Source organism: Streptomyces sp. NPDC006923 (assembly GCF_040635655.1).
In the GTDB taxonomy this organism is placed as follows: domain Bacteria; phylum Actinomycetota; class Actinomycetes; order Streptomycetales; family Streptomycetaceae; genus Streptomyces.
This window is the reverse complement of sequence record NZ_JBEYIF010000005.1, coordinates 90,656-106,162: the sequence shown is the minus strand read 5'-3', so window position 1 is coordinate 106,162 and position 15,507 is coordinate 90,656. Positions and strand designations below refer to the sequence as shown.

Below are 15,507 nucleotides of genomic sequence, written 5' to 3'. Positions count from 1 at the left end.
TTGCAACGCTTCGCCTGGCCGGACCTAAGTCCGGCGTACGCTGCGCGTCGTTGCCCCCGTCCAGACTTGACGGCAACCCTGACGGCAACGACGGCACACAGAGGCGGATGATCACCGCCGTCCGCGATCACTCCAGTAGGAGCCCGGACACCGTCCCAGTGACCTGCCCGATCCTACGGATCAGAAGGTTGCAGGTTCGAATCCTGCCGAGTGCACAGCAGGCCGGAGGCCCTCAGGAGAAATCCTGGGGGCCTCTCGCGTTACCGGGGGAGCGGTGAAACGGCACGGCTACTGGGGCGGCCGGTACGGCCCCTCGCGCCGGACAGCACGTTCGGACGATCCCTGAAAGCGGCGCCGTCAACGGCGGGGCGCGTGTCTCCGGCTCGCTTGCGCAGTTCCCCACACGTCTCACCACGCACGGTCTACTCGTCCGCCGCTTCGCGGAGGAACAGGTCCAGCAAGGTGTAGCTGCGGTGTTCCCGCCCACCGGGTGACCGGGCCGTAAGAACGTGTACGTCGGCTGCTACCCGGCGCTCCGCATACGAAGCGAGCAGCGCGGTTACGCCGTCCTTCGGAACCGGGACGACCACCACCTCGCCGTCCTCGACCTCAATTTCGATCACTCCGCGTACCTTGCTGCCGCCGACCACCGTGCCCTCCAGACGGGCATTCGCGTCTTCCACCTGCGCGGCCCGCAGCGCGCTGCGGCACCGTTCAGCACTTTCCGAGCTGAAGGAAGTCCGCCGTGCGGTCGCATTCGACTCCCTGTTGATTGCCCTGTCCAGGAGGATTTGGGTGCCAACCCTCGCTGGTTCAGCCTGCCCTGGGTCCGCGGTCCCCTCCAGGAGCTCCAGTACTTCGCTGGAGGCCCGCTGGTAGTCCACAGCCGGCTCGCGTCGGCGCACCTCTTGAGCCTCTTCCTCCTCGACTTCCTCTGCTTCTCCCCCCTCAAGTTCCTCGTCCTCGCGGTCCTGTGCGTTGTGGCGCTCGTACGCTGCCGAGAAGCGGGAGCTCGCGGCCTCCATCCGTTGCTCGTGACGGGCCCGATCCAGGATGCGCTGGTTCGAGGGGTTGGCCATCACCTTGTGAGCGACATCCGGGCGTCGGATCATCTCCTCCACGGCATCGCTTGCGTTCTCGTTCTCCCTCATCAGCACCCGGACCCGGTCCAGTTTTTCGTCCTTGGTCAGCGGACGGTGCGGAAGCCGACCTGCGCGCCTGGGAGCAGTAGAAGCACGGTGGTGATCGCGGCGAGGTCGGCTCCGGGCTGGAGGCGGATCGCGTCCAGGACCGCGGTCCAGGAGGTGCGGCCGGTCTCCAGCGCGGCCACGATTGAGTACGGCCAGCCGGGCATCATCTGATGCTTGGCCTCACCGCGGCCGTAAGTGTGGCAGAACGAGCGGTCCGGGACCGTGGCGGCGTCCGGCCGCAGCCACGGCGAGACGTCCACCACCAGGACCAGCCTGCCGTCCGCTGCCTTCGGCAGCGGCAGCCCGGCCAGGGTGCGGCGCAGCCGGCCGATGTCGATCCGGCCCTGGTTGAGCCCGCCGTAGAGCGACCCGTGGCCACGGCGGTGTTCCGGCGCGAGGGCCAGTTCGACCAGCGACCGAACGGGCCCGTCCGTGCAACCGCGTCCGCCAACTCGAACAGGGCGTCAGCGCGGGCGGTCAGGCAATCGTAGAAGTCGGTCCGGAACCGCGACAACACGGTCAGGGACTCGACGCTGACAGCGTCGTACAGCAGACTCACCCTCGAGGCCTTGACATGATCAACAGCGTCTCGACAACGCACATGATCACACCAAGGCCGCACCGCTGTCGCACCAGGCCATCAGTAGCCCGACAGGCGCCCAACTGCCTCTCCCCGGGCGGACGTTAAAGAACAAGCTTAAGGGCCCATCAATACGGGCTCCGGTCGCCCTGCCCCGGAGCCCTGACCGCTCTTCCTCAGTCCAAGGTGGCGGCATGCCCGGCCCGGGACCCTTTGCGGGGGCCCGGTGGCGGCCCCGGGAACGGGGGCGAACCGGGGCCGCTGCCCGGTCAAACGACGGTCGACATGACGGCGTTACGGGCGGGATCTTCTCAGGGAGTGGCCCAGGTCCAGCCGCCGTTCAGCTGGCGGGCGCCCGAGCGGTAGTACAGCTTTTCATCGGCGCCGCTGCCGCGGTAGACGATGTGGGTGTCGGTGAACCAGGTGGCGAGTCCGAGCTTGGGGCAGGTGTGATCAGGCGCCGCTCACATGCCAGTCGTCGAAGAGGGCGCTGAAGTGGTCGCGTTCCAGGCGCAGGCCATCCTCCAGGGACAAGTCCAGTCCCTCGTCGATGACCCTCTTGACGCTACCCCGCACCGCGGCCGCACCCGTGGCGAAGGTCGCGGCCCAGTCCAACGCCGCACCGAGGACGGTGTGGGCCGGGACGAATTTGTCGACCAGGCCGATCCGTAGTGCTTCGGAGGCAGAGACGAGTGCGCCGGAGTAGATCAGCTCCTTGGCGCGCGACACTCCGACCAGGCGGGGCAGGCGCTGAGTGGCGCCGCCGCCGGGGAACAGGCCCATCCCTATCTCGTGCTGACCCAGCCGAGCATCTGTCGCGGCAACCCGGAAATCGCAGGCGAGGGCCACTTCCAGGCCCCCACCCGCGGCAACACCCGTGATGGCGGCGACAGTCGCCCGGGGAATCGCCGCCAGCGCGTTGTTGGCGCGGTGGAAGGCTTCCGAGACGCGGCGGCCGATCTCGGGGTCGAAGTGGTCGAACTCGCTCGGGTCGCCTCCTGCGGAGAACAGTTCGGGGCCGCCCCACACCACGACCGCTCCGGGCGGCTCGGCCGCGAGTTCTTCTGCCGCCGACTGGATCTGGGCGAGCACCGTTGTGGACAGGGCGTTCCGGTCGGGGCGGTCGATGCGGAGTACGGCCACGTTGTTGGGATGGCGGATGACGTTGACGAAGGTCTCGGCGGAGAGGTTCTCGTTCACGGTGCCAAGTCTGCGCCAATTGGTATCGCTAGTAAACTGGGCACCTTTTTGATATGTAGGTACCTTATGGATACTAAAGATCTGGGCGACACTGACGGGGGCGGGAGCCCCTCCTTCCGGCTCGACTGCCCCTCCCGCACCATCCTCGACGTACTCGGCAACAAGTGGGTCCTGTACGTACTGGGACTTCTGGAACGCCACGACCGGCCCCTGCGGTTCAACGAGCTGCGTCGGACCATCGAGGGAGTGACCCAGAAGTCGCTCACACAGACTCTTCGCACGCTGGAGCGCGACGGCCTCGTCGATCGCAAGGTCTATGCGACGGTTCCCCCGAGGGTCGAGTACCGCCTTACCCACCTCGGCCGAGAGGTCGGCCGGCTCACCGGAACCATCGCCCGCTGGGCCCTGGAGAACGCGCCACAGGTCATTGCCGCGCGGGACGCCTTCGACTCCCGTCCTACCGGAGAGACCGCGCCGACCTCGACACCTTGGACAGTCCGCGCCTCCTGAACGAGGTCACCGGCGACCCGGTCAGGGCGGCACACCTGGACTCCGGACCGGCTGCGCAGGTGGCCTCCCGCCTCGCTTGGTGAGGCAAGGAACGGGCGGGTCACCTTCTTTGACGGGGCGTCATTCAATGTTCAGCTATTGATGTCTACACGCATAGATGCCTGCTGGGGCAGCATGAGCGCCGCACCGCCGTCCCTGTCCTCTTGGTTCCGGAGTCGATACCTGTCCGTACTACTGTTCGTAGCGTTGTCGCTGCTTTCGCGGCAGCGGCCCTCGCTGTCCTGGCGCTCGTCGGCGCTTCGCCGGCGCAGGCGGCGCTGCCCACCCCGGTCAGCGCTTCCACCGCCCGTTCCTACCTCGCCTCGCTGAAGGTCGCGGCGGAGAACCGCACCGGCTACAGCCGGGACCTGTTCCCGCACTGGATCACCCAGTCCGGGACCTGCGACACCCGCGAGACGATCCTCAAGCGCGACGGCACCGGTGTCGTCACCAGCTCCGCCTGCGCCGCGACCTCCGGCACCTGGTTCTCGCCCTACGACGGTGCGACCTGGCACGCGGCCGCGGACGTCGACATCGACCACATGGTGCCGCTCGCCGAGGCGTGGGACTCCGGCGCCTCCGCCTGGACCACCGCCAAGCGCCAGCAGTTCGCCAACGACCTCACCCGCCCCCAGCTCATCGCCGTCACCGACAACGTCAACCAGAGCAGGCGGACACTGCGTGTCCGAGGCGAACGGCGGTAGGGGAGGCACATACGGCTCCAAGGACAAGCGGAGTAGTCCCGATACTTTATGTGACTTCAGGATTACGCACGGGATGAATCCGCTCGTTCGAGGTATCGCCATCGCATGGAGTACGGGCTCGCGGGGGGACTTGTGGGGTCCGGGTCGCTGATCGCCCGTCAGGAGCCGGCGCGGCTCGGTCCGCGCGCCGGTCGTCCGGTGGGGGTCTCCGGGGTCAGGAGCGCCGCGCGCGCCGGGGGTCTCCCGCGACACGCCCGAGGGGGCCCCGGTCCGGGATCGTCGCCGAGGGGGACTGTCAGTCCCGGCTGTTAGCTTTCCGGCGATCGGTCGGGAAGCGAAGAGGGGCGGCATCATGGGCGCGTCGGGGTGGGAGTACTACACGCCGTACCGGGAAGACCTCGGCGCGGCATTCGCCGACCTGCGGCGGAAGGTCTTCGAGGAGCGGGACTACTACTGGGTGCTGGAGGACGAGGGCCGGCCGTGGCCGGAAACCCTTGAGGCGCTGTGGACGGAGGAGGAGGTCCAGGAGTCGGGGACACACTCGATCCTCGACATCTCCTCGATCCTCGGTCCCGGCGAGAGACCCGAGCCCGGCACGCTGAAGCCGGTGACGGCCGACGAGGCGTTCCGGTATCTCGGCACGCGCGCGCTCACCCGGCGTCATGTGCCCGAGTTCGAGGTCTTCCCCAGCGAGAGATGGCAGGGGCGGTGTGCGGTGCTGCACGATGAGCGGGGCCGGCCGGAGGAGATCTGTTTCTGGGGCGCCTCCGGTGACTGATCCGGGCCCGTGGGGCGGCGGGCGCCGGGACGAGGGTGGTGCTTGGTGACGGGCTGGCGCTGCGGGGGCCTCGGATGGCGGGGATCGGGGCCCGTGCTGGTGTGGCGGCGGGGCGGGGCCGGCCGGGAGAGCCCGCTGGAGTACGGGCGCGAGCTGGGATTCCGTGCCCTCGGCGCCCGAGGGTGTGCCGGGGCCCGGGGGAATGCCTGTCCTGTCGGGGCGCGGGTGCCCGGGCGCAGTACCGGCGGGAAGTGCCCCGAGTGCGCTCGGCTGGACCGGGCGCACTCCGTGGCCGCCGACACCGTCGCGGACGATCCCCGGACGTATCGCGTCTATCTCGCGTGGTTCGGGCCGGGCATGGTGAAGGTCGGGATCACGGCGGAGGAGCGTGGCCCGGCGCGGCTGCTGGAGCAGGGCGCGGTGGCGTTCAGCTGGCTGGGGCGTGGGCCGCTGATGGCCGCGCGGCGGACCGAGGAGCTGCTGCGCACGGCGCTGGGGGTGCCGGACCGCATTCCGTACGCGGAGAAGCGGGCCGTACGGTCCGCGCTGCCGTCCCGGACGGAGCGGGCGGCCGAGATCGAGCGGATGCACGCGCGGGCGGTCGCCCTGGCGGAGTGGCCGGGGTCGCTGGAGCGGACGGGGTTCGCCGCGGTCGATCATGCGGCGGCGTTCGCGCTGGACGGCCTCGCCCCGGCCACGGGAGTGGTGGTGGAGCTGGTCGACGGCGGGTGCGTCGCGGGACGGCTGGTCGCGGCCGCGGGGCCCGATCTGCATCTGGCCACGGCCGACGGCGGGCTTGTCGTCTTCGACACCCGGCTTCTGAGCGGCTGGGAGCTGGCCGGTGTGAAGGCGGCGGAGGCCGGGCCCGCCGTGACGGTCCCCGTACGGGACATACGCGGCGGCGATGTGCAGGACGGGCTCTTCTGAGGGGGTTCTGCCGGCTCGGGGGACGGCCTCTTCTTGGCCGGCCTCTTCTGAACCGGGTGACGGGCCCTTCCGAGCCGGCCACTCCGTTCTGTGGACACGGCATTCTGTGGACACGGCATTCGTACCGGCCGGAAGGTGGGGGTTATGGGCGGTCACGACATGAGTGCCGAGGTGGATGCCGTACGGCGGTTCCGGGAGCGGGTGGGGCTGCCGGAGCTCGTCGACATCCATACGCACTTCATGCCGGAGCGCGTGCTCAGGAAGGTGTGGGCCTACTTCGACGCCGCCGGGCCGCTCGTCGGACGGGAGTGGCCCATCACCTACCGGCACGAGGAGACCGAACGTGTCGCTCTGCTGGCGGCGTTCGGAGTGCGGGCGTACACCTCGATGCTCTATCCGCACAAGCCCGGGATGGCGCGGTGGCTGAACGGCTGGGCCGCCGAGTTCGCGGCGCGTACGCCGGGCTGTCTGCGGACGGCCACGTTCTTTCCGGAGGACGGCGTCGAGGCGTATGTGCGGGAGGCGGTGGAGAGCGGCGCGCGGATCTTCAAGTCGCATCTCCAGGTGGGCGCGTACGACCCCAACGACAAGCGGTTGGACGGTGTCTGGGGTCTGCTCGCCGAGGCCGCCGTGCCGGTGGTGACGCACTGCGGTTCGGGCCCCGCGCCGGGCGCGTACACCGGCCCGGGACCGATAAAGCGGCTGCTGGCGCGGCATCCCCGGCTGCGGCTGGTGGTGGCGCACCTGGGGATGCCCGAATACACCGACTTTCTCGCTCTCGCCGAGCGGTATCCGGAGGTCGGGCTGGACACGACCATGGCGTTCACGGACTTCAGCGAGGGCTTCGCGCCGTTCCCGGCCGAGGCGAGGGGGCGGCTGGCGGATCTCGGTGACCGGATCCTGCTGGGGACGGACTTCCCCAATATCCCGTATCCCTACGTCCATCAGCTTGAGGTCCTGGAGCGGCTCGCGCTGGGCGGCGACTGGCTGCGGGCGGTCTGTCACGGGAACGGGGCCCGGCTCTTCGGGCTGGACGGCGGACAGCGGCTTTCCACACCCGGTGACCGCTTCGCGTGACCGCCACCGCGTGACAGCTTTGCTGCGACTGCGACTGCGACTGCGACTGCGACTGCGACTGCGACTGCGACTGCGACTGCGACTGCGACTGCGACTGCGACCGCTGCCGCCCTGACCGCCACCGCCTGACCGCGTCGCGTACCTGATGGCGGCCCCACCTACGGGCGACCGCGCGTGTCGCGCCTCACCGGACCGTTTCTCAGGCAATTCACAGTTTCCGGCAAGAAGGCTTTCAGGGGCCGTCCCCAGGCTGGACCCATGACCATCACCTCGCCCCAGGGGCGCACCGAGATACTCAGGCCGGACGGGAGCCCTGTCCGTGTGCTCGTCGTGGACGACGACGGTCCGCTCACCGAGCTGCTGTCCATGGCGCTGCGGTATGAGGGCTGGGAGGTGTGCGGCGCCACCGACGGCGCCGGCGCGGTGCGCGCCGCGCGGGAGTTCCGGCCCGACGCGGTGGTGCTGGCCGTGACGCTGCCCGACATGGACGGCCTGGCGGTGCTGGGCCGGCTGCGGCGCGATCTGCCACGGGTGCCCGTGCTCTTCCTCACCGCGAAGGACGCGGTGGCGGAGCGGATCGCCGGGCTCACGGCGGGCGGTGACGACCATGTCGCCAAGCCGTTCAGCCTGGAGGAGGCCGTGGCGCGGCTGCGCGGGCTGATCAGGCGGTCGGGCGCGGCGGCCGTACGCAGCGAGTCGCTGCTGGTGGTCGGGGATCTGACGCTGGACGAGGACAGCCACGAGGTGACCCGCGACGGACAGTCCATCCATCTCACGGCGACCGAGTTCGAGCTGCTGCGCTATCTGATGCGCAACCCGCGCCGGGTGCTGAGCAAGGCGCAGATCCTCGACCGGGTGTGGTCGTACGACTTCGGCGGCCAGGCCAATATCGTCGAGCTGTACATCTCCTATCTGCGCCGGAAGATCGACGCCGGACGGCCGCCGATGATCCACACCCGGCGCGGGGCCGGATATCTGATCAAGGCCGGTGAGCCGGGCGCCGCGCCTCGCTGAGCGGCCGGCGCCCAGGGCCGCAGCACCGCCCGAGCGGCCGGGCGGCCGCCCGAGCGGAGTCCCGGGCGCGGGCCCCGCTGAAGATCACCAGCGCGGCGCTCAACTCCCCTTTCGCGGCGCTCGTTCCGGGGGCCTTCGCAGCGCCGTCGTTGCCGGCCGCCCCCGCCGCGGCGAAGGGCGGCGAGAAGTCGCGGATCCCCGGCTCCTTCGCCCCGCCGACGAGTTGACCCCGGCGACGGCTCAACTCGTCGGCGGGTCACCGTTCCTGACGGTCCCGTCCCGGCCGCCCTGCTGCCGCACCCCGCTGAGCGGGCAGACTCTCCCCTGGAGGCCGCATAGCATCGGGACCGGGCAGACCTCGGACCTCGGCACGCGGCCACCTGCCACCGGAGCCGGTACTGACCGGCGCCGGACAGGTCACCGAGCCCCGGCCCCCGCCCGGCCGGAGAAATCCGGTCCGCGCGGCCGGAAGGAACCGAGGAGGCTCTCCCATGGTGTCGGAAGCCGATCCCGCCAAGCGTCCGGCCAGGGCCAGCGTCTGGCTCCAGGGCAAGCCGGCGGCCCGTGGTCGCAGGAGTGAGAAGCCGGACCAGCCGGCCGTGCTCGACCGCGACCGGATCACCGCGGTCTCGGTACGGCTGCTCGACGAGGAGGGCCCGGCGAAGTTCTCCATGCGGCGGCTGGCCGCCGAGTTGGGCGTGACCGCGATGTCCCTCTACTGGTACGTCGACACCAAGGACGACCTGCTGGAACTCGCCCTGGACGCCGTCTTCGGCGAGGTCCGGGTGCCCGATCTGACGGACGACGGCGCCGACTGGCGCGACCAACTCCGTGAACTGGCCTGCAGCTACCGCGCGGTGCTGGTCCGTCACCACTGGGTCTCGCCACTGATCGGCAAGTACCTGAACATCGGGCCGCGTTCGACGGTCTTCTCCTCCGCCGTGCGGGCGGTCGTGCGCAGGACCGGGCTGGCGCCGCACGGCCAGAAGGGCGCGATCTCCGCCGTCTTCCAGTTCGTGTACGGCTTCGGCACCATCGAGGGCCACTATGTGCAGCGCTGCGCCGACGCGGGGCTGAGCCAGGACGAGTACTACCGGCTGGCCATGGGGTCCATCAGCGAACAGCGGGAAACCCAGCGGGGGTTCGAGAACGCCGGTGAGCTGATGGAGGCACGCGGCGGCGACACGGTGGAGGAGATGCGCGAACGGGACTTCACGTTCGCGCTCGAACTCCTCGTCGCGGGCATCGAGGCGATGCGCGCCCGGGACGCGGGCGCGCCGTAGAAGTCCGTCCGCGCCGCGACCGCCCCCGGGACGCGCGGCCCGCCCCTACTCCGCCGGAGCGAGGTGCGCCGGGAAGCCGCCGGTGGCCAGCGGGCCCCAGCGGGTCGGTGTGACCCGGATGAGGGACTTCCCCTGCCGCACCATCGCCGCCCGGTATTCGTCCCAGTCGGGGTGCTCACCGGCGATGTTGCGGTAGTACTCCACGAGCGGTTCGACCGACTCCGGGGAGTCGATCACCTCGGCCGTGCCGTCGATCTGGACCCAGGGACCGCTCCAGTCGTCGGACAGGACGATCACGCTCACCCGCTCGTCCCGTTTGGCGTTGCGCGTCTTGGCGCGCTCCGGATAGGTCGAGACGACGATCCGGCCCGAGTCGTCGACGCCGCACGCCAGCGGCGAGCCCTGCGGTCGGCCGTCTGCGCGGGTGGTCAGCAGGATCGCCCGGTGACGGGGGCGGACGAACTCCAGCAGTCCGTCGAGGTCCACGGTGGTGTTCGTTGCGATGTTCGGTGCCATGATCCGCAGCCTACGGCTTTCCGGTGCCCCCGGCCCCCGGGAGGGCCCCGCCGCCCGCCCCGCACCCGCCACGCCCCCTGCTACGCCTCCGGCAGGTTCTCGCCCTGCACCGCCTGGATGTCCAGCTCCACCCGCAGCGTCGCCCCGATCGCCGAGATGCCCGCCTGGACCACCTGGTTGTAGTTCATCGCGTAGTCCTCGCGGCTCAGCTCGGTGGTCGCGCGGAACGCCGCCCGTACCCCGCCCCACGGGTCGGGGCCGGTGCCCAGATAGCTGAGATCCAGGTCCACGTCCCGTACGACTCCGCGCAGCGACAACTGCCCGTGCACCGTCCAGCGGTCCGGGCCCACCGGGGTCAGTCGCGTACTGCGGTAGGTGATCTCCGGGAAGCGCTCCACATCCAGGAAGTCCGGCGACTTGAGGTGCTTGTCCCGCAGCGCGTTGCCCGTGTCGATGCTTGCCGCGCCGATGACGGCGTCGACGCGGGACCGCTCATGGCTCCCCTCCCCGCCGTCCTCGAAGATCTCGATCCGCCCACCGAACTCCTTGAACCGCCCGTGCACACTGGAGATCCCCAGATGCTGGGCCACCGCGCTCACCGACGAGTGCGCCGGATCCAGGCTCCATACGCCCGGCGGCGGCAGCTCGACCCCGCCCTGCCGGGCCAGGACCACGGTGCCCACCTCGGCACGGCCGCTCGCCGTGACCAGCGCGGTGGAGGCGACAGGGGCGTAGCCGACGGCCGTCACAATCACGGTGTACGGACCCGGCGCCAGTGCGGCCTCGGTCCGCACCGCGCCGTTCTCGTCCACCGCGGCCCGCAGTACCTGTGCGCCGGTCATGTCGGTCATGGTCACGACCGCGTGCTGGACGGCCCAGCCGTCCCGCGTCCGTACCTGTCCGCGAATTCCCATCCCGTAACTCTCCTTGATCTCAGTCAAGAGCGGGGCCCCGGTGGCGGGCGGCGGCCGTGCCGCCCGCCACTCCCGCCACCGGGGCCCATGTCCGCACCGGACAACGCGCGCTCCGGCCGTCGGGCCCGAGCGCCGCGCCGGCTACTCGCCGGGGTGGGCGAGCTCGATGTCGTGGCCGTCGGCCCCCCGGCCGGCCACGGTCAGCGCACCGGCCACCGGCGGGTATCCGGTCGCGATGACCGTGTAGTCGCCCGCGTCCAGGTCGGCGAAGGCATACGCCCCGTCCTCCCCGGTCGTCGCCGTGGCGACCACATTCCCGGCCGCGTCGATCAGCGTCACGCGGGCGTCGGCCGCCGGACGGCGGTCGGCACCCGCCCTGACGGTGCCCTGGACCAGAGCACCCGCCCGCAGCACCGCCTCGATACGGGTCACACCGTGGCCGCCGATCTCCACCGGCAGCGCCAGCGGCCGGAAACCGGCCGCGTTCACCGCGACCGTCACCGAGCCGGGGACCAGCTCACCGAAGGCGAACTCGCCCTGCTCGACGGACTTCCCGGTGGCCAGCACATCGCCGCGCACATCGGTGACGATCACCATCGCGCCCTCGATCGGCTGCCCGCCGTCCGCACTGCGCACAGACCCGGCGAGACCGCTCGTACCGGAGAGCAGGATGTCGTACGTGACCGGCTGGTCACCGACGACGACCGTGGCGGCCTGGGGCTGGAAGCCGTCGGCCGAGGCGATCAGGACGTACGAGCCGGAGCCCGGCGCGTTCAGGACATAGCCGCCGTCGGACTGGGAGACCGAGCGGGCCAACTGGCGTCCGCCCAGCGAGATCAGCGTGACGGCCGCCCCGGCCACCGCGGCGCTCTCGGAGCCGAGCACCACCCCCCGTACGGCGATGCCGGGCTCCGCAGCCGCCGGCTCCACCGGGCCGGCCTGGGCGGGAATCGCCGCGACCGCGGCGGGCTCCTGGACGGTCGCGGCGGCCGGAGCCACCGGCTCGGGCGCCCCGACGGCGTCCGGCGCGTCACCTGCGGCCCGTGTCTTCAGCGCGACCTCCTTGATGAACAGCGTCAGCAGCAGGGCGACCAGCGCGGCCGGAGCCGAGTAGAGGAACACATCGCCGACCCCGTGGCCGTACGCCATCTCCATGACGCCCCGCAGCGGCGCGGGCAGCGTGTCCAGGTCCGGGATGGCGCCGCCGCCGGTGCCGCCGTGGCCCAGGGCCGCGCCCTGCGGGCCGAGATCGGCCAGGCCGTCCTTCACATAGTGGGTGACCCGGTTGCCGAGCACCGCGCCCAGCGCCGAGACACCGATCGCACCGCCCAGGGAACGGAAGAAGGTGACGGTGGAGCTGGCGGAGCCGAGATCCTGCGGAGAGACCTGGTTCTGCGTGCAGAGGACCAGGTTCTGCATCATCATGCCGATGCCGAGACCCAGCAGCGCCATATAGATGGCCATGTGCCAGTACGGGGTGTCGACCCGGATGGTGCCGAGCAGCCCGAGCCCCGCGGTCACCAGCACACCACCGCTGACCAGCCAGACCTTCCAGCGGCCGGTCTTGGTGATGATCTGTCCGGAGACGGTGGACGAGAGGAACAGGCCACCTATCATCGGGATGGTCATGACACCGGACATCGTCGGTGACTTGTCGCGCGCGAGCTGGAAGTACTGGCTGAAGAAGACCGTGCCGGCGAACATCGCGACACCGACGAAGAGCGAGGCCAGCGAGGCCAGCGTGATCGTACGGTTGCGGAAGAGCCGCAGCGGGATGATCGGCTCGCTGGCCTTCGACTCGATGAGAACGAAGATCGCGCCGAGCACGATCGCTCCGCCGACCATCGTGTACGTCTGCCACGAGACCCAGTCGTATTTGTTGCCCGCGAAGGTGACCCAGAGCAGCAGCAGCGACACGGACGCGCTGATGAAGAAGGCGCCGAACCAGTCGACCTTGACGTCACGCTTGACGACCGGCAGCTTCAGGGTCTTCTGGAGCACGATCAGCGCGATGACGGCGAACGGGACACCGACGTAGAAGCACCAGCGCCAGCCCAGCCAGGAGGTGTCGGTGATGACACCGCCGAGCAGCGGGCCGCCGACGGTGGCGACGGCGAAGGTCGCGCCCAGGTAGCCGCTGTACCGTCCCCGCTCGCGCGGCGAGATCATGGCGGCCATGACTATCTGAGCGAGAGCGGAGAGCCCGCCGACGCCGATGCCCTGGAACACCCGGCAGACGATCAGCATCTCGGCGTTCTGCGAGAGCCCGGCCACGATCGAGCCCGTGACATAGATGACCAGGGCTATCTGGACCAGGAGCTTCTTGCTGAAGAGGTCGGAGAGCTTGCCCCACAGCGGAGTGGTCGCCGTCATCGCCAGCAGCGACGCGGTCACCACCCAGGTGTAGGCGCTCTGTCCGCCGCCGAGGTCGGAGATTATTTCCGGCAGGGCGTTGGAGACGATCGTCGAGGAGAGGATCGCGACGAACATGCCCAGAAGCAGCCCGGAGAGCGCTTCCATGATCTGGCGGTGTGTCATCGGCGTGCCGGGCACGGGAGCGGGGTCGCCTCCGCGCTTGGCGTGGCCGCCCCGCACACCTGTGGGTGTGGTCGTAGCCATTGGATTCCTTGTCTTACGTCTTTACGTCTCTTGCCGCATGGATGTACGGGTGTACGAGTCTTCGTAGCGCCAGTCCCGGCAGTCTCCGAAGCTGTTGCGCAGCCGGTCCAGCATCGTGTTGAGCTGCCCGACCTCCTCGTCGGTCCAGTCGTGGAGAGCGCGCGCGAACATCTCGGTGGTCCGCCGGGCGAGCTCGTCCAGCAGGGTCCGGCCCGCCGGGGTGAGCCGCAGGATGCGCGAACGCTTGTCGGCCGGATCGGGGGACCGTTCGATCCAGTCACGCTCCGCGGCATGGGCGACGTGTCTGCTGGTCACTGACATGTCGACGGCGAGCAGCTCCGCGAGGCGGCTCATCCGCATCTCGCCGTGCTGCTCCAGCAGGGTGAGCACCGCGGCGGAGCCGGCCGGGCATTCCGCCGGCAGGATGCGCGCCAGACCTCGTTTGACCGCGCCGATCGCGCTGAGCTGCCGGGCCAGTTCCGCGTACTGACTCTGTGCGGCCATGGATCCTCCCGACACCTTGTTGCTTGAGGCAACCATAGAACCCGTTGGTTGCTGCAGGCAAACGAAATCGGGCTGAGGGGAGTAAAGGAACCCAAAAGGCTTCGCATGGCCCTGGTCAACGCCGGGCGAGTGGGCTGTACGGGCAATGCGCGGTACCTGTCCCTCGGGTGCGCCGGACCGGAATCCGGGGCCGCCCGGCCGGTGTCAACGGGACGCACGGGCCGGATGCCGGCGTCCGGCGACGGCCGGCGCACGGATTTTGTGCAGCTCGTGGTGGGCCCGGGGTTGGGCGGGACCCGTGAGTTCGCTAGGGTCCTGCCCCATGGCACACAACCCCCATGCCCCGCAGGGCCCCGAGGGCAATCCCGACCCCGCGGGCAGCACCCAGATGTTCCGTGCGTTTGTCGACGAGGGCGAGCCCGAGCGCCGACAGGCACCCCAGCAGAGCGGACCGAAGGTCGGAGTGATCGTCGGCGTCGTCGCGGTCGTCGTGATCCTGGCCGTGGTGGCCTGGCTGGCCCTCGGCTGATCCACTGTCCGCTGATCCCCGGCGGCGTGCCGCCACGCGGTGGACGCTTTGTCGATTCGGGGACTTGGAACCCCGCCCTGGAGTACGGAGTACGGGCGGGGTCCGCGTGCTTCAGTCCGAGATCAGCCCTTCCCGTAGCTGCGCGAGCGTACGGGTCAGCAGCCGCGAGACATGCATCTGTGAGATGCCGACCTCTTCACCGATCTGCGACTGGGTCATGTTCGCGAAGAAGCGGAGCATGATGATCTGCCGCTCGCGGGGTGGGAGTTTGGCCAGCAGCGGCTTGAGCGACTCGCGGTACTCGACGCCCTCCAGGGCCGTGTCCTCGTAGCCCAGCCGGTCCGCGAGCGAGCCCTCGCCGCCGTCGTCCTCGGGCGAGGGCGAGTCCAGCGAGGAGGCGGTGTAGGCGTTGCCGACCGCCAGGCCGTCGACCACGTCCTCCTCGGACACGCCCAGTACGGCGGCGAGTTCGGGGACGGTGGGCGAGCGGTCGAGCTTCTGTGCCAGCTCGTCGCTGGCCTTGGTCAGCGCCAGACGCAGCTCCTGGAGCCGCCGCGGCACCCGCACCGACCAGGAGGTGTCCCGGAAGAAGCGCTTGATCTCGCCGACGACCGTCGGCATCGCGAACGTCGGGAACTCCACGCCGCGTTCGCAGTCGAACCGGTCGATGGCCTTGATCAGGCCGATCGTGCCGACCTGGACGATGTCCTCCATCGGCTCGTTGCGGCTGCGGAACCGGGCCGCCGCGTAGCGCACCAGTGGCAGATTCAGCTCGATGAGCGTGTCACGTACATAGGTGCGCTCCGGGCTGTCCGCTTCTCCGGTGTCCAGCGCGGCGAGCCGCAGGAACAGGGAGCGGGACAGCGTGCGGGTGTCGATGGCTTCCGGCTGGGACACGCGCGGCTGAGCCACGTGGTCGAGAGCATCGGGCGCGGGAGCGCTCTTCGTGAGCGTGAGCACCTTCGAGCTGCCCTGTTCTGCGGACATGCCACCCCCTTGAGGTCGCGGACGGTCGCGTCGGCCGCTCCCGTCGGAGGAACGCAGCCTCCACCTGAATACCGGAGGTGGGGCTGCGGCAAACGCGGTTCCAGCAGAATGTCACATGTCGGCAACACGCTGTAGT

15 protein-coding genes and 1 pseudogene are annotated in these 15,507 nt (G+C 70.1%); 8 read left to right on the top strand and 8 right to left on the bottom strand.

The window, feature by feature from the left end; translation table 11 throughout:
* Window positions 1–422 precede the first annotated feature (422 nt).
* From ABZ707_RS11560 to ABZ707_RS11550, 3 genes and pseudogenes are all read right to left on the bottom strand, one after another.
* A complete protein-coding gene (locus ABZ707_RS11560; protein WP_360172562.1) occupies window positions 423–1,301 on the bottom strand; it encodes a DUF6192 family protein in 879 nt (292 codons plus the stop codon).
* Window positions 1,241–1,749 (bottom strand): annotated as a pseudogene (locus ABZ707_RS11555) (transposase); the annotation flags it as partial. The gene ABZ707_RS11560 and the pseudogene ABZ707_RS11555, both read right to left, overlap by 61 nt.
* 474 nt (window positions 1,750–2,223) lie before the next feature.
* Complete coding sequence (locus ABZ707_RS11550; protein ID WP_360171602.1) at window positions 2,224–2,970, bottom strand: enoyl-CoA hydratase/isomerase family protein; 747 nt, start codon at window positions 2,968–2,970, stop codon at window positions 2,224–2,226.
* Between the two features lie 66 nt (window positions 2,971–3,036).
* Here ABZ707_RS11550 and ABZ707_RS11545 point away from each other — a divergent pair, with 66 nt between their 5' ends.
* The 7 genes from ABZ707_RS11545 to ABZ707_RS11515 all read left to right on the top strand — a co-directional run bounded on the left by ABZ707_RS11545 (window position 3,037) and on the right by ABZ707_RS11515 (window position 9,302).
* The gene (locus ABZ707_RS11545) at window positions 3,037–3,480 is read left to right on the top strand and encodes a helix-turn-helix domain-containing protein (RefSeq protein WP_360171599.1); all 444 of its coding nucleotides are present in this window, start codon (window positions 3,037–3,039) and stop codon (window positions 3,478–3,480) included.
* Between the two features lie 218 nt (window positions 3,481–3,698).
* Complete coding sequence (locus tag ABZ707_RS11540) at window positions 3,699–4,223, top strand: DUF1524 domain-containing protein (protein ID WP_360172559.1); 525 nt, start codon at window positions 3,699–3,701, stop codon at window positions 4,221–4,223.
* A gap of 352 nt (window positions 4,224–4,575) precedes the next feature.
* Window positions 4,576–5,001, top strand: a complete 426-nt coding sequence (locus tag ABZ707_RS11535) for a hypothetical protein (protein WP_360171596.1) — start codon at window positions 4,576–4,578, stop codon at window positions 4,999–5,001.
* A 42-nt stretch (window positions 5,002–5,043) separates the two neighbouring features.
* Complete coding sequence (locus tag ABZ707_RS11530) at window positions 5,044–5,928, top strand: DUF2797 domain-containing protein (RefSeq protein WP_360171593.1); 885 nt, start codon at window positions 5,044–5,046, stop codon at window positions 5,926–5,928.
* Between the two features lie 144 nt (window positions 5,929–6,072).
* The gene (locus tag ABZ707_RS11525; RefSeq protein WP_360171590.1) at window positions 6,073–7,005 is read left to right on the top strand and encodes an amidohydrolase family protein; all 933 of its coding nucleotides are present in this window, start codon (window positions 6,073–6,075) and stop codon (window positions 7,003–7,005) included.
* Window positions 7,006–7,263: 258 nt separating this feature from the next.
* Window positions 7,264–8,019 (top strand): response regulator transcription factor, encoded by a 756-nt coding sequence (locus ABZ707_RS11520; protein WP_360171587.1) that lies wholly within the window; start codon window positions 7,264–7,266, stop codon window positions 8,017–8,019.
* 491 nt (window positions 8,020–8,510) lie between these two features.
* A complete protein-coding gene (locus tag ABZ707_RS11515) occupies window positions 8,511–9,302 on the top strand; it encodes a TetR/AcrR family transcriptional regulator (RefSeq protein ID WP_360171584.1) in 792 nt (263 codons plus the stop codon).
* A gap of 45 nt (window positions 9,303–9,347) precedes the next feature.
* Here ABZ707_RS11515 and ABZ707_RS11510 read toward each other — a convergent pair whose 3' ends face one another.
* From ABZ707_RS11510 to ABZ707_RS11495, 4 genes are all read right to left on the bottom strand, one after another.
* A complete protein-coding gene (locus ABZ707_RS11510) occupies window positions 9,348–9,818 on the bottom strand; it encodes a PPOX class F420-dependent oxidoreductase (protein ID WP_360171581.1) in 471 nt (156 codons plus the stop codon).
* Window positions 9,819–9,898: 80 nt separating this feature from the next.
* Window positions 9,899–10,732: a YceI family protein gene (locus ABZ707_RS11505; protein WP_360171578.1), complete on the bottom strand. Its 834-nt coding sequence runs from the start codon at window positions 10,730–10,732 to the stop codon at window positions 9,899–9,901.
* A 141-nt stretch (window positions 10,733–10,873) separates the two neighbouring features.
* Window positions 10,874–13,351, bottom strand: coding sequence for an MFS transporter (locus ABZ707_RS11500; RefSeq protein ID WP_360171575.1), 2,478 nt, complete (start codon window positions 13,349–13,351; stop codon window positions 10,874–10,876).
* A 21-nt stretch (window positions 13,352–13,372) separates the two neighbouring features.
* Window positions 13,373–13,855: a MarR family transcriptional regulator gene (locus ABZ707_RS11495; protein WP_360171572.1), complete on the bottom strand. Its 483-nt coding sequence runs from the start codon at window positions 13,853–13,855 to the stop codon at window positions 13,373–13,375.
* Between the two features lie 322 nt (window positions 13,856–14,177).
* On the opposite strand from ABZ707_RS11495, the gene ABZ707_RS11490 reads away from it, so the two are divergent.
* Complete coding sequence (locus ABZ707_RS11490) at window positions 14,178–14,384, top strand: hypothetical protein (RefSeq protein WP_360171569.1); 207 nt, start codon at window positions 14,178–14,180, stop codon at window positions 14,382–14,384.
* Window positions 14,385–14,495: 111 nt separating this feature from the next.
* On the opposite strand, the gene ABZ707_RS11485 is transcribed toward ABZ707_RS11490, so the two are convergent.
* Window positions 14,496–15,371 (bottom strand): RNA polymerase sigma factor SigF, encoded by an 876-nt coding sequence (locus tag ABZ707_RS11485; RefSeq protein ID WP_319682885.1) that lies wholly within the window; start codon window positions 15,369–15,371, stop codon window positions 14,496–14,498.
* Window positions 15,372–15,507 lie beyond the last annotated feature (136 nt).